This is a genomic window from Pigmentibacter sp. JX0631, from assembly GCF_029873255.1.
Lineage (GTDB): Bacteria > Bdellovibrionota_B > Oligoflexia > Silvanigrellales > Silvanigrellaceae > Silvanigrella.
The window spans coordinates 3,320,950-3,345,134 of the sequence record NZ_CP123622.1; the positions used below are offsets into that span (position 1 = coordinate 3,320,950).

Here is a 24,185-nt window from a genome sequence, read left to right on the forward strand (position 1 = left end):
AAGACCATTTTTGAATGAAATCCAATTTTAGTTGAAGGAAACCAAAATTATGACAACCTATCATAACAATGCACAAGAGATTCGAGAAGTTATACAAACTGTTAGAGCTTTTGCCGCAAAAGAGCTGGCTCCTTATGCAGATGAACTGGATAGAGAAGAAAGACTCGCGCCTGGGATTTTTAGGCGATTAGGAGAATTGGGAATTTTAGGGCTTACTTGTCCCGAAGAATTTGGGGGAGCTAAACTTGGAGCTGTATCAGTAGTCGCTGTTATGGAAGAACTTAGTTATGCTTGTCCAGGTACATGTCTAAGTTATTTAGCGCATTCTCTTTTATTTGTGCATAATCTCTCGCAAAATGGTTCTCCCGAACAGCTCGTTCGCTATCTACCTAACTGTATTTCTGGGGAAATGATTGGCGGAATGGCAATGACTGAGCCAGGAGCAGGCTCCGATGCAATAGGATTACAAACTAGGGCAGTAAAAAAAGAAGATCACTATGTTTTGAATGGTTCTAAAATGTTTATTACTAATGGCCCTATAGCAGATGTTTTTCTTGTTTATGCAAGAACTAGTGAAGATAGAATGGGGCTTTCAACCTTCATAGTAGAACGAGGATTTCCTGGTTTTTCTGTTGGTAAAAAACTTTCAAAAATGGGAATGAGGGCAAGTCCAACTGGAGAATTGGTTTTCAAAGATTGTATAGTTCCAGTTGAAAACCTTATTGGTGAAGAAGGTTCGTCTGTTAAACATATGATGAAGAACTTAGACATAGAGAGGGTTGGATTAGGAGCTATGTCTCTAGGTATAGCCAGAGCCTGCTTAGATCATTCCTTGAAGTACGCGCAAGAGCGTCAACAATTTTCGGAAAATATTATTAACTTTCAAGCAATTAGTGAGAAAATAGCAAATATGTATATCGGCTATCGGGCGGCAAGAGCATTTATGTATGAGGCAGCTCAGGTGATAGAAGAAGGTCGGAGAGCAAATCAGGAAGCTGCTGCTGCAAAAGTATTTGCCTCAGAAATGGCTACAAAAGTTGCTTTAGATGCTATTCAAGTTTTAGGTGGCTATGGTTATATTCGTGAATTTCCTGTTGAGAGACTTATGCGAGATGCGAAGTTGTTAGAAATTGGTGGAGGAACTAGCGAAATTTTGCGAAACATTATTGTTAAAGAATTTGTTCGTAAAAGTGGCAAATAAGCATTTTTTAAATTCGATCTAGTGTTGAAAGTTTTTTTGCAAATGCCTACAATCTACTAATCGGAGTAGATTAAAATGAATGTTGAGTTCATTTAATTTGGGAGTATATGATTTGCAGGATAGTTCAAATAACTTAATTATAAAAAGTTTAGCCCCTTCATCGGATAGGCTTCCACTTTTTATCGTAGGCGATGTGCATGGTTGCGCTCGCGAGCTTTTTGAACTTATCGAAGCCGCCAAAAAGCATATTTCTAAATTTCAGCTTATTCTTGTTGGTGATTTGTTTACAAAAGGCCCAGATCCAGTTGGAATTTATGAAATTATTCAAGAATATGGGGCTCTTTGTATAAAAGGGAATCACGATTGGGCATTATGGTCAACTATCCAGCAAGCTCAAAAAAGAAGTTTTCACACCTTAGCAGAACATACGAAACAGACCTTACATTTAATTCGCTACCATAAAAGAGCAATTTTTGATTTATTATGTTCATTACCACATGCTTATGTTTCAACAGTGGTTTCGCAATTGAAGCGCAACGAATGGGAAAGAGAATATCCATTAATTATAGTACATGCAGGTCTTGATGCAACTAAAGGATTATTAGGTTCTTCTGAAAGAATGTTGTTAACTGCCCGTTATGTTAAATGGGATACTAAAGGAAATGAAAAAAAACTAACTGTGGTTCCTGCAGGTTATCGTTCTGAAGTACTAAATCAGGCAAGCCAAAATACTCAGAATCAAAAATCAGCAATAAGTATCGACAAAGAAAAAGAGCGTTTTCGTTGGCATGAACTTCATCAAGGGCCAGCATTAATTGTCTTTGGCCATGATGCCAAACAAGGTCTTTTTCGAAAGACATTACCTTCTGGAAGACCAATCTGTGTTGGAATTGATACAGGTTGTACTTATGGTAACAGTTTGACTGGTTATTTTCCAGAAATTGATCTTGCTGTTCAGGTTCGGGCTCAAAGGAAATATTTTGATATTAAAAAAAATATTATTCTACTCAAACCTCATCAAACAAAATTAGTTACGGTTTGAATTGAAATAGAATGGATTCTTTATGAATAATGTTGTTTCTGAAACGAAAAATAATGTAACAAGTGATGTCCCAAATATTTATCTAGGAAGTGAACTTTTTCTAGATTTATTATTAAAACAATCTGTAAAAATAAATTATGTTACTATTAGAACATATTGCAATGGTGCTTGGCATCAACTTTCAGGAAAAGATTTCTGTTCGCACGTTGGAAGAGCTGTTGAATATTGGACCAATTTGTTACCTATAGAAAGTAGAGAATACGGACAAAGTGTTATTTTAATAGGTCGAAATACTTATAATTCTTTTGTAGCAATGTTTGGAGCGATTTTAGCAGGTCTTGATGTTATGTGTGCTCCCTCGCAGATGTCGAAAAGCGATTTAAAATGGTGCTTAAATTATTTTAAAGGAATTGTAATTGCATCTGATATTGATGAATTAACTCCGCAATTAAATGGTTTTTCTGTTCCTGTTTTAAATATTTCATCTGCTGCATGGATGCCGCAGGATAAACATCCAGAACCAAAAATTCTTTCAATATATAGAGAATATAAAATAAAGAAACCGGAAAATAATCAGGATTACTTGCAAGGAGAAGGTGATCTAAAAATTCAAAAAACACCTCATTCAGTTGTTCCTGAAGATTCGCCTTGGAGAAATGTCAAACCAGGACGTTTTTCTTTTGTTTCCTTTGGTCATGATGGGTTTCAAAAACCAGAAACTCTATTACCTGATGCATTAGTAACCACGGCACAAAATTTTATAATTCATGCTGAATTTCCAAAACAAATATTTTGGAAAAGTATGGAATTGATGATGCCTAGTAATCCTTTTGCGCATTTAAGTCGTTTTTGTGCAATGTTGAAAAATGGAATTATTGGCTTTCCTAATCCAAGTACTGATTGGGAAACTAATTTAAGAATTTTAAGACCAAGTTATCTTTTTGGTAGTTCAAATGAATTAGAACAGCTCTGTTCCTTTATTGATATTGTAACAAAAAGATCTAATCATCTTCCAAGATTTCAGGTAAGCGAAAAAATAGATAAAATTCAAAATTTACTGTCATCTAATAAAGCTATGAAAATTCCTGAAGGAATTTTTGATTTGTTAAAATCTTCTTTGCGTAAAACCTCCAGAATTATTTCTGGACATTCTTTTTTGAAAGAGGCGGTTGAAGATTTACGATTTGTGGTGCACGGTTTAGCATCTGCACAAGAAACATATGTAAAGACGCTCGAAAAATTGGGAATACCTGTTATTGAATCATACGGAACAACTCACGCAGCCGGTATGTTATCAAGCAATCTTTATCATGCAGCACATTATAAAGTCATTGGCACACCTTTACCACATGTAAATTTCCGCTTAGCAGCGCATTCTACTTTAGAATATAGACTTTCAAGTTCTGTTTTTGAAAATGCAGGTAAGTGGGAAGAAACTGGTGATGTTGCCCAAATGACTCCATTTGGATTTATTATCACTGGTAGAAAAAAGCATTTGTTTGTAACTTTAGGAGGAACAGTTGTTTCTCCTGTTAGGTTAGAACAATTATTAAAAGAAGATGATATAATTTCTGATGCTTGTGTTATTGGTGACAAAATGCCATACCTATCTGCATTGATTGTTTTGAATCACAACGCTCTGGCTGATTATCGAGCGACTCCAGAGAAAATAAAAGATCATGTACAATCAATTGTAAATAAAGTTAATGAATCTTTGCCTAGAAATGTAACGTTAAAAAAGTTTTATATTTTAGAAAAACCTTTTACTGAAGCTAGTGGTGAAAAATTAACAAATGGAGAAATAAACCGTCTAAAAATACAGGAAACCAGAGCTACTTTAATTAAATCTTTGTATCAATAATTCACTACTAGTTAAGTTTGCGACCGACTTTTTTTTGAGATAATCTACTTTTAATTAGTTCCCTCATGCATCGGAGGTCTCATGCAACTGCATACTGAAAAAGTGTTCGAGCTTGTTAAGGAAGTTTATAGTCCTTCTCTATTTAATGAGTTAAATTGGACTGGCAGTTATTCTGATTATGTTGCGATGGTAGAGAAGAATCCTAAACTCTGCAGAACAGCATTTCAGCGAATTTACGATTTAATCATGCATTTTGGTTCATATGAGTATGTTGAACATAAAAAGAAACTAATTCATTATAAGTTTTTTGATGATCCTTTGAATAATGGGAAAGACGCTGTTTTTGGTCTTGATGTACATATAGCTAAACTAGTAAATTTTTTCAAAGCTGCATCGTTACGTTATGGACCAGAAAAGAGAGTATTACTTTTGCATGGACCTGTTGGAAGTGCTAAATCAACTATAGCAAGATTATTAAAAAAAGGTGTTGAATGGTATTCGCATCAAACTGATGGTTCTTTGTATTCTTATGAATGGATAAATCTTCATGACAAATTAAAAATGGAAGATGTTATGCCATGTCCCATTCATGAGGAACCCTTACATTTAATTCCTGAAGAAGCTCGCTTAAAAGTATTAAGTTTATTAAATAAAGGAAAACATTTTCAAGAAAGAATTCATATAGAAGGTAGTTTATGCCCAGCTTGTCGTTACGTTTACAATGATTTAATGAGACAATATAATGGCGACTGGGAAAAAATAGCAAAAAATCATATCAATGTGAAACGTTTGTTATTATCAGAAAAAGATAGAATTGGAATTGGTACTTTTCAGCCGAAAGATGAGAAAAATCAAGACTCAACTGAATTAACAGGCGATTTAAATTATCGAAAAATTGCTGAATATGGATCAGACTCAGATCCACGTGCATTTAATTTTGATGGTGAATTTAATATTGCAAACAGAGGAATAGTTGAGTTTGTAGAAATGTTAAAACTTGATGTTGCATTTCTTTATGATTTATTGGGTGCTTCACAAGAACATAAAATTAAACCAAAAAAGTTTGCGCAAACTGATATCGATGAAGTAATTATTGGACATACAAATGAACCTGAATATCGTAAATTGCAAAATAATGAATTTATGGAAGCACTACGAGATCGTACGGTAAAAATTGATGTTCCTTATATTACAAAATTAAAAGAAGAAGTTAAAATCTATAAAAAAGATTTTAATCCAGAAACAGTTCCACATATACATATTGCGCCACATACTATTGAAACAGCAGCAATGTGGGGAATTTTAACTCGCCTTGAAGAACCGAAAAAAGCTAACTTAACAGTTATGCAAAAAATGAAATTGTATGATGGTAAAACCCTTTCTGGTTATACTGAAGATAATATAAAAGAATTAAGAAAAGATGCTTTAAGAGAGGGTTTAGACGGTATTTCTCCTCGCTATATTCAAGACAAACTTTCTAATTCTTTGGTTGAAGATAGAGGTAATGGTTGTATTAATCCATTTATTGTCTTGAATGAATTAGAAGGAGGATTAAAGAATCATAGCTTAATACGAGATGAAGAAACTAAAAAAAGATATCGAGAGCTTCTTGCGGTAGTTAAACAAGAGTATGAAGATATTGTTAAAAATGAAGTTCAAAGGGCTATTTCAGCAGATGAAGAAGCAATAGCTAAACTCTGTGGGAATTATATAGACAATGTAAAAGCTTATACTCAAAAAGAAAGAGTACGGAATAAATATACAGGTATGAGTGAAGAACCTGATGAAAGACTAATGCGAAGTATTGAAGAAAAAATTGATATACCTGAAAGCCGGAAAGATGATTTCAGAAGAGAAATAATGAATTACATTGGTGCTTTGGCTTTAGAAGGAAAAATATTTGATTACAAAACTAATGAGCGTTTACATAAAGCACTTGAATTAAAATTATTTGAAGATCAAAAAGATACAATTAAGTTAACAAGTTTAGTAAGCAATGTAGTTGACAAAGAAACACAAGCAAAAATTGACGTTGTCAAAAATAGATTAATTAAAAATTACGGATATTGTGATATTTGCTCAACAGATGCGCTTCATTTTGTTGCAAGTATTTTTGCCCGTGGTGATGTGAAAAGAAATTTAAATTAACAAATTCTTTTCACCATCATTTTTCTTTTTTCTTATCGAAAGGGGGAGGGCATTCAAATGAAAATGGAAACCGATGTTAACCGTTTTAGAAAAATTGTAAGAGGAAAAATTAAGGATAACTTAAAACGGTTTATCTCTTCTGGTGAATTAATTGGGCGCCAAGGAAATAAACAGGTTTCAATTCCATTACCTCGAATAGATTTACCAAGGTTTGAATTCGGTGGGAATCAACAAAGAGGTGTTGGACAAGGTGATGGTGAGCCTGGAGATCCTGTAGGGCAGGGGCAGCAACAACCTGGTGAAGGTGAAGCGGGTCAGAATCCAGGTGAACATAGCATGGAAGTAGATGTAAGCCTTGATGAACTTGCAGGAATTTTAGGGGAAGAATTGGGCCTCCCTAGGATTGAAGATAAAGGGAAAAAAAATATTTCTCAGAAAAAATATAAGTATCAAGGTGTCTTAAGAAATGGACCAGAAAGCTTAAGAAATTTTAAGCGCACTTATAAAGAAGCTTTAAAAAGACAAATCAGTATCGGTGATTATACTAACGACAGACCAGTCGTTATTCCTATCAAAGAAGATAAAAGATACAGAAGTTTTAGAATTGAAGAAAAGCCGGAAGCCAGTGCAGCAATAATTTATATGATGGATGTTTCTGGTTCTATGGGAGATGAACAAAAAGAAATTGTTCGTTTAACCTCATTTTGGCTAAATGCTTGGCTTAAACATAATTATGATAATTTAGATACTCGCTTTATTATTCATGATGCGATAGCAAGAGAAGTTGATGAACATACATTTTATCACACCAAAGAATCAGGTGGTACTTTAATTAGTAGCGCTTATAAACTTTGTGAAAAAATAATTACTGATAATTACCCAGCTTCTGAATGGAATATTTATTTATTTCATTTTTCAGATGGAGATAACTGGAGTGGTAATGATACAAATGAATGTATGAATCTTTTAGATGGTACTTTGTTACCTTCTAGTAACTTATTTGCTTATGGACAAGTGGAAAGTCGCTATGGAAGCGGACAATTCTTAAAAGATTTAGAAAAACATTATGGCGAACAAAATGAAAAGGTCATAATGCATCAGATCAAGGATAGAGATGGGATTATGAACGCGTTACGTGCTTTTTTAGGAAAGGGTAAGTAATTATGGTAATGGATCCACGTCTCACAAGTGAACTCACTCCTGAATTAAAAGATATTGTAAATGAAATTGAAAGCCATGCAAGAAATTTAGGTTTGGATTTTTTTCCAACTATTTTTGAAATGGTTGATTATCAACAAATGAGTGAAATAGCTGCATATGGCGGTTTTCCTACCAGATATCCGCATTGGCGATTTGGAATGGAATACGAAAGAATTGCGAAAAGTTATGAATATGGGCTTTCATTAATATATGAGATGGTGATAAATAATGACCCTTGTTATGCATATTTATTAAGAAGTAATTCATTAGTAGATCAAAAAACCGTTATCGCCCATGTCTATGGGCACTGTGATTTTTTTAAAAACAATTATTGTTTTTCTCATACTAACAGAAAAATGTTAGATGAAATGGCAAATCATGGAAGTAGAGTAAGGCGTTATATCGAAGAAGTTGGGCATGATGAGGTTGAAAATTTCATAGATATTTGTTTGTCACTAGAAAATTTAATTGATCAACATGGACCACATATTCGAAGAGAAAATAAACCGAAAGAGAAAGATAATTATGATGAAAGTTTAATTTCTCCTGATAAGTTGCCAGTCCCTAAACTTCCTTCGTTACGTGGATACATGGAAGGTTATATTAATCCTGATAGTTACGTTAAGGAGCAGCAAGCAAAAGTTATCCAAGAAAAAGAAAAAGAAAAAAAATTTCCAGAAAGTCCAATACGCGATGTACTAAAATTTTTATTGGATTTTGCGCCTTTAAATTCTTGGCAACGCGATGTTCTATCCATTGTAAGAGAAGAAGCTTATTATTTTGCTCCACAAGGTCAAACTAAAATTATGAATGAGGGTTGGGCGGTCTACTGGCACTCAAAAATTTTAACTCAACTTGTTTTAAAAGATTCTGAAGTGATTGATTATTGTGATCATTATGCTGGTGTGGTGCAAATGTCTGGGCAAAGATTAAACCCTTACAAATTGGGTGTAGAGTTGATGCGACATATTGAAAAGCGTTGGAACAATGGGCAATATGGACTAGATTATATTCTCTGCGATGATCCGCAAATTAGAAAAAATTGGAATAAAAATACGAATAAAGGAATAGAAAAACTATTTGAAGTTAGAAAATTTCATAATGATATCACTTTCCTTGACGAATTTCTTGACGAGGATTTTTGTGAAGAAGCGAGATTGTTTACTTGGGTTCAGGATAGACGATCTGGACAGGCCATTATTCATGATAGAGATTTTAAAACAATTAAAAGAGACTTGCTCGATGCAATGACTAATTTTGGTCAACCTATTATTGATGTTGCAGACGGAAATTTTAGAAATCGTGGTGAATTATTACTAAGACACAAGCATCAAGGTAAAGATTTAAAAATTGATTGGGCTGTAGAAACTTTAAAAAATATTTTTAAAATTTGGAACAGACCTGTTAATATTGCAACGATAATAGAATCTGAAAATAAAATTGTGCATTATGATGGTTCAGAGCCAAGAATAGAAAAAGGTGTTAACTTAGATTAAGTTCATAATTGTTGAAATGGTTCATTGATTAGTTTTAAAATTTTTTCTTTAAATTCATCGTTTTTAAATGGTTTAATGATATAGCCGTCAGCTTTTAAACTCATACCTTGTAAGATATATTTCTTTTCTTTTATTGAAGTAAAAAAAACAATTTTAAAACGTCGCTTTTGAAATCTATCTTTTAAACTATGCATAACCATAAAACCATTTTTATCTGGCATATAAATATCTAGCAAGACAAGTGCTACATCATGAATATGTGCAAGTATTTGTGAGATTAAGTCTTCTGCATTGTAGCAACAAACGACTTTCAAATCCATAGATTCAAGTATTTTTTTTGTTATCAAATGTATTTCTTCTGTATCATCAAGAATAATAACGACTTTTTGCATAATTTCACCATTCTTAAGAATATTTTTATTATATAGGAATCAGATATGTATTTGAATAGGTGGTGAAATTTTTGACTATTTTACGCGAATAGGTATAAAAATTGACACTTAAATACTAATAATTTTACTGCTAATATAAAACAATATTTTGAGAAATTTGAATATAAGTTTAAATTATGATTTTTTGGAGAAAACAAAAAAAGTTCGTTTTGTATAAGAAGCTAAAATTGTTTTTTATAACTTTAGCTATAGTTTTATCTTGGCAAAATATTTGTTTTGCAGGACATAAAATTAAATTAGGACTCATGACACTTCGTCAACAAGATGATGCTTTCTTCTCACTATTGGTAGACTTTACAAGAGCTGCTTGTGAAAATTTAGATATGGATTTATATGCAATTTATGGGAATGATAGCATTTCTTATATAACCGAAAATTTACATTCTATTTTAGATAAGAATAAAATAGATGCTATGATTATTTTGAATTATCAAGATAAAATTGATGAAATAGCAGAAAAATTAGAAGCAAATAGAGTTCCTTTTTTTGTTTATAATTCTGGTTTTAGTTCTTCTAATAAAACAGATATAAAAAATAAATATAAATATTTTTTAGGAGAAATGTTACCTACTGATGAATATGCTGGTTATTCTTTAGGAAAGACTTTAATAGAAAATAGTCTGCCAAATAGCAAAGGCGAATTTCATTTAATTTCGCTTGCAGGTGGTGTTGCTGATGAAGCTTCTATCAAAAGAATAGCTGGTTTAAACAAATTCATTAAACAATCAAAGAAAAAAATAATAATTGATAAAATATTTTATATAAATTGGCGAAAAGAAGAAGCTACTAAAGTTATGAAAAATGAAGTCTCAATAATGAATAATCTTTCTGCCATATGGGCTGCCAGTGATTCATTGGCACTTGGTGCTGTCGAGAGTATTTCTAAACAAAATAGTAAAATATTAGTTGGAGGAATAGATTGGAGTTTTGAAGGAGTAAAAGCTGTTTCAGAAAATAAGTTATTTGCCACAGTTGGTGGTCATTTTATGGATGGCGCTTGGATTTCTGTTCTATTACACGATTACTTTCATGGGATAGATATTTTTGATGAAAATAAGAACTTTTTAAATTCATGGATGTCCCTAATAAGAAAGAATAATTCTGATAAGTACTTAAATTTTTTTAATAATAGAAAAAATTGGAAAAAAATAGACTTCAAAAAATTGTCAAAAGTTTATAATTCACGGCTCAAGAATTACGATTTTTCTGAAAAAAGAATTGTTCCCTTAATTTTTGCAAATGAATAACATAAATATTTGATATTACTTAAGAAAAATAAAAAATAAAATATTGAAAAGTAACAATTTTTTTAAAGAAAGTTAACTTTAGACCGATATTTAGATAAATGGAGGGACTTAGGAATGAGCTTTAATCCAAAAGATGAAAAAATTAAAAGTGAAAAATATAAACGTGATGGTGCAAAATATGTTTGCACAAAATGCAAAGCAAAACATTTTTCTAAAGATGATGTTGAAAAATGTTATGACAGCCATCCAGCTACGGAAGAGAAACTAGTGAAATAGCATTCCATTAGGATTGAAAAATTATTCAATAGGAATTCCCCTAAAAAACTAATATATTTGACAAAAATAAAACAAATTATTATAAAATAAATTCAACTTATGTCCCACTAAAATTTAATAAGCAGGTTAATTTATGGTAGAAAAATATTTACACATGTTTTCTGTTGTTTCTTATGTCTTGTTTTTTTCATTAATTTTATTAGAATTTGTTGTTTCTAAATATAGAAGTAGAAATGACTATGAATTAAAAGACACTGTATTTAACATTGGCACAGGTCTTTTTTATCTTACAATTCCTTTAGCATTAAATGCTGCATTGACTATTTTTTTATATGACTTTTTTTCTAGATTTGCATTATTTGAAATGCCCGGTGTTTGGAGTGCCTTAATAAAAGGTGAGAATTTATATCTATGGGCATTTTTACTATTATTTCTAATGGATGATTTTTCTTATTACTGGTTCCATAGAATTTCCCATGTTTGTCGATTTTTATGGTGCATTCATGAAGTCCATCACTCATCAAAAAAATTTAACTTAACAGTTTTTTTAAGAGCCTCATTTATTGATTATGTTCCTCAAGGTTTGTTTTATATTCCTTTATTTATTATTGGATTTAAACTCGAAGATATTTTCTTTCAAATGGCAATAAATTTCACGTATCAATTTTGGATACATACAAAATATACAGGAAAAATTAAGTATTTTGATGAAATTTTTAATACACCAAGTCATCATCGAGTGCATCATGCAAAAAATATTAGTTACTTAGATAAAAATTATGGAGGAATTTTAATTATTTGGGATAAAATGTTTAAAACTTTTGCTAGAGAAGAAGAAACTGTTGAATATGGAGTATTACATGATTTAAATACTGATAATGTATTTGCTTTAAATTTTATAACTTTTAGAGATATGTTTAAAGCTTCTTTCAAAGCAAAAGGTATTGTAAATAAATTTCTTTATCTTCTAAATCCTCCGGGCTGGAGTCATGATGGATCATCTAAAACAACGAAAGAAATACAAGACGAGTATTTTAGGAAATCTAAGTTAACTAATGATAGACAAAAAGAATATATTCAAGAAAAAATATCTGCAGTTTAATTAAGTTCAGATTAATTATAAATCTGAACAATCTGCAGAAAATTCCTCAACTGATTTAGTATTATAAACAGAATAGTTTGATTTTTGTTCTAATATGTATTCGGACATTCCATAATGAAATCTTTTTTCAGTTCCCCAATCATATGTATAACCACGACCCGTCCAAGGACATTCGGTATATCCATCATGTGCATAGTATCTTTTTAAAAATTGATATGCAGTCCATTTTGTCAAAGTAGGACTTAGCAATAAATTACTGTTTACTTTGTCGTCTTTACCTATTTCTTTTCTTAGTAAAACTTCATTTGCAGGCATTTTATCGATTGTATTACAATTTGCTGCCGTTGGATTCATAAAAGTAGAGGCACAGGGACGAAATATTCCAGGACCTTTAAAACTTGTAAAAGTATTATTTTGATAATCAAGATCAAGTTTTGCTAAAACAGCAGGAACTTTCATAAATGCAAAATATCTTGGTGTTTCATTAGGAGATTGAGGAGGGATACCTAAAAGTTGGCTGTATCTTAATCCTAAATTTTTCTTATCTATGCGTTCTTTTTTGATAACATTTTTACATGTTTCTTTCATATCAGCAGCATTTGTAAACCAAACTTGTATTCCTTTGGGAAGTGATCCATTAGTGCCTTTTTTGTAAGGGTAATTAGTAAAAACTGCAATTTCATAGAAATCCATTTCATTTTTTACTGGAAGAGGTGAAAGTTTAATTGCGGGTAATAAATTCCAATTGTCAAGAACTCGTTTCGTTGCCTGCATATACTTATCATACCAAACAAAATATTCGACCCAGCTACTTTCACTGGTTTTATTTTCCATATCACATTTTAACTGGGGAATGTTTGTTGCATTATTACTTGATACAATACTTGATTTTCCATATAAGTAGCAGACAAATTTATTTGTTTTAGTTGTAAATGTGTATTTATAGTATAATGGATTATTTATAATAGAATTGCTATTTTCTTTGCAAGAATAATCAATAATGTCAACTTTGTTAATTTTACTTGCATAATCTTTAATTAAATTAATCTCATTTAGGTTACAGGAAGGATTTGTTTCAAGAGAATGAGCATTGTATGAAAAGTAACTTAAATTCATTCCAAAGATTATACAAATTGTTTTTGGATTATTTAAAAACATTATAATTTCCTTTTTTTATTTATTATTTTTTTTGATGTACTAGTCAGAATTTATATTATCTAAGTTGAAAAGTAAATTGGAAAATCTAATATTTTATTTTTTGGAATAAACTTTAAAATATTTTTTGTCAGAGTAAAATATATAATTAATTTTTTAAAAAAAAATTTATTTAAAAATAAGAAAAAATTATAAAATTTATATTTTATTATCAGTGTTTAAAGATTAGATGCTTTGACTATAAGAGGTATTTTTTTTGAGTTCCGTAAATTGATCAAATGTTGAACAAATATTTCGTAAGAAAACTAAACCTAATGGAGTTACTTGAATTGTTTCATTATCTAATTCAATTAGTTTATCAATTTTATAAGGAATTAAATTTTCTATAATTTTTTCTTTCAAATTAACATCTAATGGAAAATGTTGAAATGATGTTTTATGGTAACAAGCTAAATTTAGAATGTGTTGCTTAATAACTAAATCAGTTTCATTCATAATATAGCCAGACTCAAAATTAAAACTTTCGTTTCTTGTTAGTTCCATATATTCAGAAAATGACTTTTTATTTTGGACATAAAATAGGCCAAAATCACTGATTGCTGAAACGCCTATTCCAAGAAGGATAGAACTATTTTGTGTTGTAAACCCCATGAAATTTCGATGCAATTTTCCTTGCAGTGCACTTTGATATAGTGAGTCTGTATTTAGGGCGAAATGATCAAAGCCTAAACTAAAGTAGCTATTATTAGTCAAAGAATCAAAAGCAGTTTTATAAATTAAATGCTTTTCTTTTCCAGAAGGCAAAGAGGTTTTACTTAATTTACTTTGACTAGGTTTTAGTTGAGGAACATGCGCATAGCTATAAAAGGCAATTCTATCGGGTTTTAATTTATAAACTGTGCTGAGAGTTGCTAAAATTGATTCAGGATTTTGCTCAGGTAATCCATAAATCAAATCAAAATTTACAGACTTAAACCCTATTTTTCTAGCATATTGAGTACAAAATTCAATGTCATTATATGTTTGTTCTCGCCCAATTATTTTTTGAACATCAGGATTAAAATCTTGCACCCCTATACTTAATCTTTCAAAAGAATATTCTTTTAAAACATCAAAGTGCTCTTTATTTGTGACTTTTGGATGAACTTCAACACTAAAATCTCGATTGTTAGATATTTCTATTCGTTTGAAAATTTCTGAAAATAGTAATTTTAAATTAGAAGGGGAGAAGAAAGTAGGGGTTCCTCCACCTAAATGTAGTTCTTTTAATTTGATTGGTCTTTTGAAAATATTAAGATAATTATCAATTTCTATTAGTAGTTTATTTATATATGGAATTTCTAATTCATGATTTTTAGTTATTACTTTATTACAACCACAAAAGTAACAGAGGGATTCACAAAAAGGAAGGTGAATATAAAGTGATATTTCAATTTCATTTTTGGTTAAAAAATTTGCATTATAAGTATTAAGAAATTCTTCTTGCGTAAAAATTTTTTTCCAATAAGGATATGGAGGATAACTTGTATACCGAGGAACAGGAAGGTCATATTTAAAAAAAAGTTCTTCATTTGGTAGCATATCCTAACTCCTTATTAACTACAAATAGCCAAATTTTTATACCTAATTTTTAAAAAGAAATAAATAATTATTTTACTGGATAAAGTATTTTGAATAATTTTAAAATATATAGTAATATTAGATTAATAAAACAATATTGAGATTTATTTTCAACAGCTGAAAAAACACTTTGTAATTTGCATAGAAAAATTAGAAAGGAGTTAAGGTGAGAATATTGTCTTTTATTTTTCTTCTTTTACTAGAAGTGTCTTGTAAAAAAAGTTCACAAGACACTCCTGCGAATATTGTAAACTATTCTGGACCCAGTTCATGCAATATAATGAATAAAAAATTGAGTATAAAGCCTCAAATAGTTGGAGGGAACCCCGCCACAGATTCAAGTATAATTACAGGTTCAAATACAGTAGCCTTAATTTTGAATGAATCTAATAGCTCTACTAAAAAAATAATATGTTCAGGAACTATTGTGCAAAGCAATCTAATATTAACAGCTGGGCACTGCTTTGATGATGTAAATCAAAATTCAACATCACCTGGAATAGTTGTGTTTGCAGATTCTTTTGTAAATTATACGGCATCACAATCATTAAGGATTAGTTGTTGGCAAAGACCTACAAATTATAGACCTTGTAGTTCAGATAATTCTTACAACTGTATTTTAAATGATATTGCATGGGTTAAATTCAACGGTTCCTTATTGCCAAATTACAATATTGTTCAAGTATTAAAAGATCCATTGAGCATTTCAAACACAGAGACAAAATGGATGGCTGGTTTTGGAAATCAGAATGATTCAGGATCTAATAATTCTTTAAAAAATGTTGTTGCTTCTATTCCAACAATTTCTAACCCAGATTCACCTCCTAGCGGAGCAATCCAACAATTTAACTCATATACTTTTGCAAATGCGTATCAATCTTATTTGACTGTCATAGGTCCAAATGTTGGAAAAGGAACATGCGAGGGGGATTCAGGAGGTCCTGTTTATGTGTTAAGAAACAATAATTATGTATTAGCAGCGATAACCCAAGGAAGTAATAACTTATTGTCTCCTCATCCATTGAATTCCTCACCACCTTATCAGTTTGATACAAATAACTATGCCACGTGTCAGGATGGATATGGGGTCTATACAACTATCGGAAATTATGTAAATTGGATTCAAGTTTCGAGCGGTATCACATTAAGTACATATTAAAATTAAATTTATTTTGTTTTATGAGCAAGAAAAAAAAGTATTGTATCATCTTTCTTATTTTTTAAAAATTGGGTAAATACTAATCAAATAGTATAAAATTACTATTGTTCAATTGGTGAGATAATATGCAAAATGATGTAACATTAAATGATATTATAGATGATAATCTTAAAAGTAAATTTTATGAAATATGTTATAGTTTTAAGGCATTGAATTATTTTAGCTATATCAATACTAGCTTTTTAAATATTGAAACGAAAGAATTAAATTTTTTGCATATTGATTTAAACAAGTATCTTGATTTTTATCGAAATGAAAGATTTATTTTAATTGATCCTGTCATGGATTTAATATTTCATACAAACAGGGATGTAATTTGTTTCGAAGAATTAAATTATAAAGAATTAGTTAATGAAAATGGTAAAATATACAATCCTGGTAAAATAATAAATGCCCACAAAGCAAGTAATAAGTACTGTATGTCAAACGGTTTTTATACAGTTTTAAGATTAAAAAGTAAATATATGATTACTGGTTCATATGGAATTCATTCAAAAAGCTTTAAAATAGAAAAGTTTTTTGACAAAAAATATTTAGAGGGTAAATGGTTTTATGAATATACTAAGCAAATCAATTTCCTACTTTTAAATGCTATAAATAAAAGAGAGTCCGAAAATAAACTAGAAAGAATTATTCATTAGATGATAGTGCAATAAGATTTAATTTTTCTTTTTTAGTCAATTTTTTAATTTCTATTTCTTTTTTTGTTGCACTTGATCTATCTTTTACATTTTCTTGGTAGACTACTCTTTTGGGAGGATTAAAAGAAAAAAATTTTGCTCTTTTTTTATTAGAGGAAGAATGTTCTTTGAATCTTCTTTCAAGATCTGTGGTAATTCCAGTATAAAGCTTGCCTGAAATTGTTTCAATAATATAAACCTTCCAAGTCATTTTAAACCTTAAATTAGTGTCTATTTTATAATTGAATTAAGCATGCTAAACTTTCTTCAGATGTATTATAAACTAACTTCAGGAATAAAGTATGTCAAATTTAAGATTCCTATTTGCTTTACTTTTTGTTTTTTTTATTTCTTCAGCCAAAGGTCTACAAATAAAAATTTGTGCTGATGATTTTCGAGGAGAATTGCGCCTTAAAAAAAATGTAGAAAATATAAGTATTGATATATTAAAAAAAGGAATACTTGAACTAAATAAGGAAACAAGCGTTGTACTTGTATTAGAATTCTTACCTCTTCCTAGATGTCTTGATTTGTTAAAAAAAGGTAAAATGGATGGAGCACTAAATTTATCATACAATGATGAACGCGCTAAGTTTTTAGAATATCCTCCAGGTTCTGGACCTGAAGAATGGGGTATTTGTACATCAGTCTATAAAGTTGCGTGTTCAGGCTATGTTTTAATCACTTTAAAATCGAATCCGTATAATTTTGAAGGGGATAAAAAAACATTCCCGAAACCTGTCCGCGTTGTCAGAGGATATTCAATTGAGAAAGAAATAAATCCAATTTACAAAGAAGATTTATATGTTGGTGTCAGCAATTTTAATAATATTAAACAAATGTTGGAAACAAAAAATGGTTCAGTAGTTGCAAATTTCACATTTCCGGTAAATATTGAAAAGTTTTATGAAATTTCGGATCAATTAAAAATTCATACAAAATATATTACTATGAGATCATATTATATTCCATTGGCTAAAAACTCAAAACTTCCCAAGGAATTTCGGGAAAAATTTTGGAAAACCGTTAGTTCTGTTGCGAATGATACGACTGTTGTAAACGAATTGCTCAAGTCATATTCAAAAAATTGATATAAATTTAAAATTGTCTTTTAAATTTATATCTTCCCGTGATATGCTAACTTGAAATAAGAATCGTAATTTTTAAAATGTTTTGTTATATAACAAAAATAGCAAACAATTGGAAACGTATTTTATGTACAATTCAGATGTAGTCTTTGAAGAAAATCGTTATGGAAAATTAAATGTGTTACTAGTAGACGATCAATCTATGGTAGCAAATTCATTAGCAACCGCTTTGTTACATAATGGATTTAATGTAAAAGTAACAGATAAAATTGATGAAATGAAAAAAATAGTTAACTTGGAGAAAGTTGATGTTGTAATAATGGAATATGCTTACAAGAATACTCAGGGTCTTGAAGAAATAAAATATGCAAAGCTAAAAAGTAAAAATGCAAAAATTAAATTTATCGTTACAAGTCCTGATTCTCGTCATGAAATAAAAGAAAACGCACTTAACCATCAGTGCGATTTATTTATTCTTAAACCTGTATCAATTCAAGATCTTTCTTCTGAAATTAAGAAAATTGCAAAACAAGAATATAGAAAATCTGAACGTGTAAAATGTTATATAGCTTTTGATGTTCAAAAAGCTGGAAATAATTACAATACTTTTGCAACAGATATATCAGTAGATGGAACTCATTTATTAGATAATGATAAGATTATAAATCCTAGTGTTGGTGAAGAGATTGAATTAAAATTTACAATTCCAAAAATATTAGAAGAAGTGCGGTGCAAAGGTCTGGTTGTGCGTTTGTCAAACAATGGTTTTGGATTACAATTTAAAGATCTCGAACAAACAGCTAAAAATAAAATAAAATTACACATTATTCAATAATTGAAAGTTTAGCATGCAAAATTTAATTTTTCCAGATTTAAAAATAGTTCAAAATTCAGACTTAGAAAAAGCAACTCGAACTTTACTTTTAGCTTTTGAACATGATCCTTGTTTAAGATATTTACTAAATAATTCATATCCTGAGCGCGAAGCAAAATTTATTCATAACTTTGTCCTCAAAACTGGTCTTGAAAAAGGAAAAGTATATACAACTAGTGAAAATGTAGAAGGTGTTGCAGTTTGGCTTCCTCCAGAAAGTATAAAACTTTCTTGGTTTGATTTTATTAAATTTGGAGGCTTAAAAATTCCTTTAAAGCATATATTAAAAATGAACACTTATGATCTGCATGCAAAAAAAATTCATAATAGTGTTGTAAAATCTCCCCATTGGTACTTGCTTTCATTAAGTGTGCAACCCATCCAGCAAGGGAAAAGTCTTGGAACAAAAATGCTGAAACCAATGCTTGAGTTTTTTGATATGACTAAACAAAGTTGCTATTTAGAAACCCATAACCAAAAAAATATTCCTTTTTACGAAAAAAATGGTTTTAAAATAATGAGCATAACAAAATTACCTAATTCAGATACAAATCATTACTCCATGTTACGGCATCCCAAGTGAAAAAGTGTTTGCTACTTTTTGCAAATATTAGGATTAAATATTAGTAAATTACAGCTAACGGTAAATGGCTTTTTCATAGAATTTTTCTAGATCTTTTTTCATTTTTGCTCTTGTATTTAAATCGAGAAACATCAAATGTCCAGATGAATAATTATGAATTTCAATATTTGCTTTAACTTCGTTTACTAAAGGTAAATTTTTTAAATCCAAAGTTGCTTGATAGTAAGGAGTTATAAAATCATAAATACCTCCAGCTTGAAAAAATTTTAAATTTGGGTTTAGATTTAATGCGGCAGCTAGATCTTCACCTACATATAAATCTCCTTGCAGTTTAGTTTCTTTTCCACTTGGATAAGTATGTGAATAATTCCAAAGATCAATTAAATACATATTTTGTGGAATGAAATTAGAATTTGTTGAATATTTTAATTCTTTTTGAATATAAAGAAACCAGGCGGCATTAAATACAGAATTGGTATTATTCATTAATGGATCCTGAAATAAGTAATCTATATTATCAACTATAGGGTTTGAAAAACGCGAATTTCTAGCATCATAAAAACTAATAAATTTATTTTCATTTTCTAAAAGATGACTTGGAAGAAAATTAAATAAATTTAGTGGAAGAATATTTAAATCAAATTTAGTTTGTTTTTTTATATCTAGTGAATTAATTCCAATATATTTCTCAACTTTATTCGCAATTCTATCTGGCATTTCTGACATTTTTGATAGGGCAGTTTCAATTTTATTTGCTAATTCAATTTCTGCAGGTGAGGATAGTTTTAATAATTCAATTAAATTATGATAGTTTTTTGCAATTTTTATTTTTTCATTAAGTAAACTTTGCAATATAGTATCTGTATTATGATAAATTAAGTTATTTAAATTTTTATAATTATCATTCCATCCATCCATAAAAGAAGCATATTCATTTGAAGAAAAATCTTCAACTTTTTTTAAGTGATCAAAAACATTATTTGTATCATTTATTTGAATTTTTTGATAATTTAATGCTGCAGCTGAAAAAGAAGGAAGTTGTCCTATCGGATTCATCCAATTACGATAGTCTAAAATTGTGGAAATAGAAGTTATTCCATTAAAATCTATTCCATTTTTATGAAGAAAGTAAACTAAAATCGGACTTCTTACAGTTCCATATGACAATCCCATCAAAAATTTTGGAGAATCCCAGCGCTTATTTTTTGTTAAATATCTTTTTATAAAATTTACAAATGATTGTGCATCTTCATCTGCACCCCAAAAGTTTCTATTTTTAAATGGTGCTATAGCTGTTGAATATGCTGTTCCTATTGCGTTAATATAAATTAAATCAGTTTTTTCTAACAAGCTATCTGGATTATCTTCTAATGAATATCCTCCTGGCGGAGTAAAATTTGGGTAAGATGATTTTATAACCTTTGGTGAAAATCCCCCCAGTAATTGATACATAGAAGTTGTTCCTGGTCCACCATCATAAATAAATGTAACTGGTCTTTTTTGAGAGGGCTTTTTTTCTGCAGTAAAGGCCACATAAAACATTTTTGCATTTGGTTTTGAGTTATTGGGATCTAACGTAACCAAATGACCAACTGTAGTTAAATAATTTAATTTAATTTCACCATTTTTATAGGATTTTTTTGTTGTAATACTGTCTTCAGTTGTATTATTAACAGAATCATCGGGTAGAAATCCATATATCGTTTCATCAATAACGGAATTTTTTTTAATAATGTTATCTGATTTTTCAGAGTTTATATCTTTTTTTAGAATTGTTTCATTATTTTTACACGAAACTAATAAATGTAATGAAATTATACTTATCAGTAGAATTTTTTTCATTTGCTGCTCCTTTGAAATTAAATAGTACATTAACATATTAATTTTATTATTGATATTTTTTCTTTGGAAAATCTTAAGCTTCATGTTTTTTATTAAAAAATGAAAAACATTTTATTATTTTGATTTTTAGCATTACTTTATAAAAATAAATTAATTAATTAATTTATCCGAAGGAAAGATTACATTCCGAAATTTTTAATAAAATTGAATACTAATTACTAATATATTTTCGGAATATAATTTGTATAGTAAATTACAACCTAAACGACTTTTTTTCTTTCTTTTATAAGAGTTAAAAAAAGCAAATTTGTTACTATAAAACAAATTAAAGAAATAACTAAAATATATGAAAAAACTGTTAAATTTTTAATATATTTTGAGAAAAATTCTACACTAATACTTAAAATGATCATGTTTATAAAACTAAATAATGCTGTCATTGTTGTTTTGGGATATTCAAATGAATATAAAATAGTTCTAAATAGTGGAGAACTTATACAACCTAAACCAATTGTATAAATACTTAAGAATAAAATAGCAAAAAATACATTACTCATTCCATAAAATGAAGTCATAAATAGTAAAAATAATCCAGAAAAAATAAAGAAAGAAGATATAACAATAATTTGATGCAATTCAAATTTTTTCAACAAAAATTGTAATAAAATTGTTCCTGCAATAAATCCTCCAAAAATAGGGAATTGAGAAAATCCATATTCTATAAAAGTCATTTTTGCATTTTGAATTAACAAAATAGGTGAAACGGAAATCCATAAAATTAATGGAAATTGCGCAAATGTAAAAGTTAAAACCCCAAAAATATATTTGTTTTGCTGAATTAATTTAAAATATAATTTTATTCCATCTTCTATAAAATTTATGTTTTTATTTAATTTATTATCTTTTGGAAATGAAAAATATAACCCTATAAATGAGATTGCTGCTAGAAAAGTAATAAATATATTTATACCTCGCCAATGGAAAAATTGCAGATGTATACTTCCAAGTAAAGGACCAATTAAAGGTGCAAGAATGCTAACTGAAGTCATAAAAGCTATAATTTTGACAGCTTTTTTTTCTGGGAATGATTCTTGCACTGTGGCATAACCAATAGCGCTTATAAAAGCTATGCCAAGACCTTGAATTATTCGAGCAAATAAAAATTGGTAAATATTTAGTGCTATAGAATTAATTATGCATCCAAGAATAAAAACAGCAATTCCTTGTAATAGGAGTTTACGTTTCCCATATTTTTCAGCGAAATATCCAACAAATAATTGAAAGCAAGAACCTCCAAAAATATATAGGCTTAATGCACTGGGAATATAACTATTATCAACATTAAAATCTTTGGTGACATGAATCATTGCGGGCATAATCATATCATTCGAGATATAAACACTAAATTCATACAAAACTAAGAAATAAACAAATAAATACGATACTTTTAACACGTTATTAGACATGATAAGTCCTTATAAATATTATTGAATTTTAATAAATAGATTTAAATAAGAGATTATTAGTTATGTCGTCGTGTTAAAGGAGATTTCATTTTTATCCTAAAAAATAAGCAAATAGAAAACAACTACTTCTATATCATCATAGTGATACTTGCAAGCAAAATTTGTATAATGGTATAAGTTTGACAAGAGAATTTTAAAATTGTGGAGGAATAATTTTGAAATTAACAAAACATCGTTTTTTTAAATTGTTACTTTTAATCACTATTTCTCAATTTTTTGGTTGTAATCATCTTTTTTATTATCCTGATAAAACTATCAGATTTGAACCAAGTAAATTAGAATTACCCTTCGAAAATATTTACATAAATGTTGATAGTTCTACTAAACTAAATGGATGGTTAATAAAGTCAAAAAGAAAAGAGAATCTTGGTTTAGTTGTTCAATTTCATGGAAATGCTGAAAATATTTCTACTCATTTTTTATATTTGTCATGGTTAACTGAATATGGTTATGATGTATTTATCTTTGATTATCGGGGTTATGGACTTTCAAATGGAAATCCAGAAAGAGAAATGATTTTTAAAGATTCTATTCAAGTTTTAAATTGGATTTTTAGTAATTATACTTATAAAAATATTTTTTTAGTGGGACAAAGTTTAGGAGGGGCGATTTTAATCCCAGTTATTGGTGAAAATCCAAATGAAAAAATTCGGGGCATTGTTTTAGATAGTACATTTTCTTCTTATCGCAGTATTACACGCGATAAATTAAGTTCAGTTTGGTTGACTTGGCCTCTTCAATGGCCTTTAAGTTTTCTTGTTTCTGATGAATATAGCCCAATTGATTTTGCTAATAAAATAACAGTTCCTATCTTAAATTTTCATAGTGAAAATGATCCCGTGGTATCTTATGAGTTGGGGAAAGCCTTATATGAAGCAATTCCGTCTCAAAAAGAAATGAATACTCTCTCTGGAAAAGAACATTGTGCTGCTTTTATAATGAAAGAAGATCAATACAGAAGAAAATTACTAGAATTTTTCTGCATGAATATACTAGAAAAAAATAATCAATGTGCAAAAGAATTAGAAGACTTAAAAAATATCAGAATTAAAAATGCAATTGATATATATAATGAGAAGAAAAACCAAAAAGGGTGAAATAAAAAAGGTGGGAAAATATTTTATCCCACCTTTTTGCTAATTATTTCGGTTGAGCTGACATAACAACATCAACTTTTTTCACTTCTAATGGGAAGAAAAGATCAGGTTTTGCATTTACTGCTTTTGGAATGTCCCCAGCAATATGCGCATTTCTGCCTTCTTCAGTTGTAAAAGTGTCAAAAACATAGAATGTTTCTTCATTTAATTTAACGAAGTACCAAGTTTTTGTTTCTTTTTCATTCTCAACAACTTTCAATGGATTTGCACTTGCCAAATAATCTAAAGCTTGTTTCCCTTTTCCAGGTTTAGCTTTAACAGTAACTATAAGAGCTTTCTTTAAGTCTTGATTAGGTGTTACGGAGAATGCATTAAGGCTAATAAATAAAGCTGCGAATGAAGTTAATAAAGTTTTCATGATCTGTTTCCTTAAAAAATAAAGTAATAAAAATAAGTTTAAAATTCTTAAAATAAAA

The 24,185-nt window shown here is 29.3% G+C and carries 22 protein-coding genes; 15 read left to right on the plus strand and 7 right to left on the minus strand.

Going from position 1 to position 24,185, the window contains the following annotated elements; all coding sequences use genetic code 11:
- The first annotated feature begins 49 nt into the window (after positions 1–49).
- From QEJ31_RS14295 to QEJ31_RS14320, 6 genes are all read left to right on the plus strand, one after another.
- A complete protein-coding gene (locus QEJ31_RS14295) occupies positions 50–1,201 on the plus strand; it encodes an acyl-CoA dehydrogenase family protein (RefSeq protein ID WP_280591146.1) in 1,152 nt (383 codons plus the stop codon).
- 79 nt (positions 1,202–1,280) lie between these two features.
- A complete protein-coding gene (locus QEJ31_RS14300; RefSeq protein WP_280591148.1) occupies positions 1,281–2,243 on the plus strand; it encodes a metallophosphoesterase in 963 nt (320 codons plus the stop codon).
- Between the two features lie 22 nt (positions 2,244–2,265).
- Positions 2,266–4,104: a hypothetical protein gene (locus QEJ31_RS14305; protein WP_280591150.1), complete on the plus strand. Its 1,839-nt coding sequence runs from the start codon at positions 2,266–2,268 to the stop codon at positions 4,102–4,104.
- Positions 4,105–4,185: 81 nt separating this feature from the next.
- Positions 4,186–6,252 carry a hypothetical protein gene (locus QEJ31_RS14310; protein WP_280591152.1) on the plus strand — a complete coding sequence of 689 codons (2,067 nt, stop codon included), beginning with the start codon at positions 4,186–4,188 and terminating at the stop codon, positions 6,250–6,252.
- A 51-nt stretch (positions 6,253–6,303) separates the two neighbouring features.
- Complete coding sequence (locus QEJ31_RS14315; protein WP_348524562.1) at positions 6,304–7,413, plus strand: DUF444 family protein; 1,110 nt, start codon at positions 6,304–6,306, stop codon at positions 7,411–7,413.
- 2 nt (positions 7,414–7,415) lie between these two features.
- Positions 7,416–8,948: a SpoVR family protein gene (locus QEJ31_RS14320; protein WP_280591155.1), complete on the plus strand. Its 1,533-nt coding sequence runs from the start codon at positions 7,416–7,418 to the stop codon at positions 8,946–8,948.
- A gap of 2 nt (positions 8,949–8,950) precedes the next feature.
- Here QEJ31_RS14320 and QEJ31_RS14325 read toward each other — a convergent pair whose 3' ends face one another.
- Positions 8,951–9,340, minus strand: coding sequence for a response regulator (locus QEJ31_RS14325; RefSeq protein ID WP_280591157.1), 390 nt, complete (start codon positions 9,338–9,340; stop codon positions 8,951–8,953).
- A gap of 227 nt (positions 9,341–9,567) precedes the next feature.
- On the opposite strand from QEJ31_RS14325, the gene QEJ31_RS14330 reads away from it, so the two are divergent.
- The 3 genes from QEJ31_RS14330 to QEJ31_RS14340 all read left to right on the plus strand — a co-directional run bounded on the left by QEJ31_RS14330 (position 9,568) and on the right by QEJ31_RS14340 (position 12,025).
- Positions 9,568–10,647, plus strand: a complete 1,080-nt coding sequence (locus QEJ31_RS14330) for a substrate-binding domain-containing protein (RefSeq protein ID WP_280591158.1) — start codon at positions 9,568–9,570, stop codon at positions 10,645–10,647.
- A gap of 114 nt (positions 10,648–10,761) precedes the next feature.
- Positions 10,762–10,923, plus strand: coding sequence for a hypothetical protein (locus QEJ31_RS14335; RefSeq protein WP_280591159.1), 162 nt, complete (start codon positions 10,762–10,764; stop codon positions 10,921–10,923).
- A gap of 133 nt (positions 10,924–11,056) precedes the next feature.
- Positions 11,057–12,025, plus strand: coding sequence for a sterol desaturase family protein (locus QEJ31_RS14340; protein WP_280591161.1), 969 nt, complete (start codon positions 11,057–11,059; stop codon positions 12,023–12,025).
- A gap of 15 nt (positions 12,026–12,040) precedes the next feature.
- On the opposite strand, the gene QEJ31_RS14345 is transcribed toward QEJ31_RS14340, so the two are convergent.
- Complete coding sequence (locus tag QEJ31_RS14345; RefSeq protein WP_280591163.1) at positions 12,041–13,183, minus strand: hypothetical protein; 1,143 nt, start codon at positions 13,181–13,183, stop codon at positions 12,041–12,043.
- A 222-nt stretch (positions 13,184–13,405) separates the two neighbouring features.
- Positions 13,406–14,761, minus strand: coding sequence for an oxygen-independent coproporphyrinogen III oxidase (gene hemN, locus QEJ31_RS14350; RefSeq protein ID WP_280591166.1), 1,356 nt, complete (start codon positions 14,759–14,761; stop codon positions 13,406–13,408).
- Positions 14,762–14,966: 205 nt separating this feature from the next.
- Between hemN and QEJ31_RS14355 the strand changes: the two genes are divergently transcribed.
- Both QEJ31_RS14355 and QEJ31_RS14360 read left to right on the plus strand, forming a co-directional pair.
- Entirely contained in the window at positions 14,967–15,959 is a 993-nt protein-coding gene (locus tag QEJ31_RS14355) for a trypsin-like serine protease (RefSeq protein ID WP_280591168.1), read from the plus strand.
- 125 nt (positions 15,960–16,084) lie between these two features.
- Positions 16,085–16,660, plus strand: a complete 576-nt coding sequence (locus QEJ31_RS14360; protein ID WP_280591170.1) for a hypothetical protein — start codon at positions 16,085–16,087, stop codon at positions 16,658–16,660.
- Here QEJ31_RS14360 and QEJ31_RS14365 read toward each other — a convergent pair.
- Positions 16,650–16,910 (minus strand): GIY-YIG nuclease family protein, encoded by a 261-nt coding sequence (locus QEJ31_RS14365; protein WP_280591172.1) that lies wholly within the window; start codon positions 16,908–16,910, stop codon positions 16,650–16,652. The two genes, QEJ31_RS14360 and QEJ31_RS14365, sit on opposite strands and share 11 nt — an antisense overlap.
- A 91-nt stretch (positions 16,911–17,001) precedes the next feature.
- Here QEJ31_RS14365 and QEJ31_RS14370 point away from each other — a divergent pair, with 91 nt between their 5' ends.
- From QEJ31_RS14370 to QEJ31_RS14380, 3 genes are all read left to right on the plus strand, one after another.
- The gene (locus tag QEJ31_RS14370; protein ID WP_280591174.1) at positions 17,002–17,790 is read left to right on the plus strand and encodes a hypothetical protein; all 789 of its coding nucleotides are present in this window, start codon (positions 17,002–17,004) and stop codon (positions 17,788–17,790) included.
- Positions 17,791–17,914: 124 nt separating this feature from the next.
- Positions 17,915–18,622 (plus strand): response regulator, encoded by a 708-nt coding sequence (locus QEJ31_RS14375; protein WP_280591175.1) that lies wholly within the window; start codon positions 17,915–17,917, stop codon positions 18,620–18,622.
- Positions 18,623–18,635: 13 nt separating this feature from the next.
- On the plus strand, positions 18,636–19,244 hold the full coding sequence (locus QEJ31_RS14380; protein WP_280591177.1) for a GNAT family N-acetyltransferase: 609 nt from the start codon (positions 18,636–18,638) through the stop codon (positions 19,242–19,244).
- 54 nt (positions 19,245–19,298) lie between these two features.
- Here the strand turns inward: QEJ31_RS14380 and QEJ31_RS14385 are convergent, their stop codons facing one another.
- A complete protein-coding gene (locus QEJ31_RS14385) occupies positions 19,299–21,086 on the minus strand; it encodes a hypothetical protein (RefSeq protein WP_280591178.1) in 1,788 nt (595 codons plus the stop codon).
- 260 nt (positions 21,087–21,346) lie between these two features.
- Entirely contained in the window at positions 21,347–22,552 is a 1,206-nt protein-coding gene (locus QEJ31_RS14390) for an MFS transporter (RefSeq protein WP_280591179.1), read from the minus strand.
- Positions 22,553–22,767: 215 nt separating this feature from the next.
- On the opposite strand from QEJ31_RS14390, the gene QEJ31_RS14395 reads away from it, so the two are divergent.
- A complete protein-coding gene (locus QEJ31_RS14395) occupies positions 22,768–23,709 on the plus strand; it encodes an alpha/beta fold hydrolase (RefSeq protein ID WP_280591181.1) in 942 nt (313 codons plus the stop codon).
- A 43-nt stretch (positions 23,710–23,752) separates the two neighbouring features.
- Here QEJ31_RS14395 and QEJ31_RS14400 read toward each other — a convergent pair whose 3' ends face one another.
- The gene (locus QEJ31_RS14400; protein ID WP_280591183.1) at positions 23,753–24,127 is read right to left on the minus strand and encodes an antibiotic biosynthesis monooxygenase; all 375 of its coding nucleotides are present in this window, start codon (positions 24,125–24,127) and stop codon (positions 23,753–23,755) included.
- Between the last annotated feature and the right edge of the window lie 58 nt (positions 24,128–24,185).

Excerpts from the sequence above, each read along its gene's own strand:
- QEJ31_RS14295 (WP_280591146.1), top strand. The coding sequence starts at position 50 with ATGACAACCTATCATAACAATGCACAAGAGATTCGAGAAGTTATACAA.
- QEJ31_RS14300 (WP_280591148.1), top strand. The coding sequence starts at position 1,281 with ATGTTGAGTTCATTTAATTTGGGAGTATATGATTTGCAGGATAGTTCA.
- QEJ31_RS14305 (WP_280591150.1), top strand. The coding sequence starts at position 2,266 with ATGAATAATGTTGTTTCTGAAACGAAAAATAATGTAACAAGTGATGTC.
- QEJ31_RS14310 (WP_280591152.1), top strand. The coding sequence starts at position 4,186 with ATGCAACTGCATACTGAAAAAGTGTTCGAGCTTGTTAAGGAAGTTTAT.
- QEJ31_RS14320 (WP_280591155.1), top strand. The coding sequence starts at position 7,416 with ATGGTAATGGATCCACGTCTCACAAGTGAACTCACTCCTGAATTAAAA.
- QEJ31_RS14325 (WP_280591157.1), bottom strand. The coding sequence starts at position 9,340 with ATGCAAAAAGTCGTTATTATTCTTGATGATACAGAAGAAATACATTTG.
- QEJ31_RS14335 (WP_280591159.1), top strand. The coding sequence starts at position 10,762 with ATGAGCTTTAATCCAAAAGATGAAAAAATTAAAAGTGAAAAATATAAA.
- QEJ31_RS14340 (WP_280591161.1), top strand. The coding sequence starts at position 11,057 with ATGGTAGAAAAATATTTACACATGTTTTCTGTTGTTTCTTATGTCTTG.
- QEJ31_RS14345 (WP_280591163.1), bottom strand. The coding sequence starts at position 13,183 with ATGTTTTTAAATAATCCAAAAACAATTTGTATAATCTTTGGAATGAAT.
- hemN (WP_280591166.1), bottom strand. The coding sequence starts at position 14,761 with ATGCTACCAAATGAAGAACTTTTTTTTAAATATGACCTTCCTGTTCCT.
- QEJ31_RS14360 (WP_280591170.1), top strand. The coding sequence starts at position 16,085 with ATGCAAAATGATGTAACATTAAATGATATTATAGATGATAATCTTAAA.
- QEJ31_RS14365 (WP_280591172.1), bottom strand. The coding sequence starts at position 16,910 with ATGACTTGGAAGGTTTATATTATTGAAACAATTTCAGGCAAGCTTTAT.
- QEJ31_RS14370 (WP_280591174.1), top strand. The coding sequence starts at position 17,002 with ATGTCAAATTTAAGATTCCTATTTGCTTTACTTTTTGTTTTTTTTATT.
- QEJ31_RS14375 (WP_280591175.1), top strand. The coding sequence starts at position 17,915 with ATGTACAATTCAGATGTAGTCTTTGAAGAAAATCGTTATGGAAAATTA.
- QEJ31_RS14380 (WP_280591177.1), top strand. The coding sequence starts at position 18,636 with ATGCAAAATTTAATTTTTCCAGATTTAAAAATAGTTCAAAATTCAGAC.
- QEJ31_RS14385 (WP_280591178.1), bottom strand. The coding sequence starts at position 21,086 with ATGAAAAAAATTCTACTGATAAGTATAATTTCATTACATTTATTAGTT.
- QEJ31_RS14390 (WP_280591179.1), bottom strand. The coding sequence starts at position 22,552 with ATGTCTAATAACGTGTTAAAAGTATCGTATTTATTTGTTTATTTCTTA.
- QEJ31_RS14400 (WP_280591183.1), bottom strand. The coding sequence starts at position 24,127 with ATGAAAACTTTATTAACTTCATTCGCAGCTTTATTTATTAGCCTTAAT.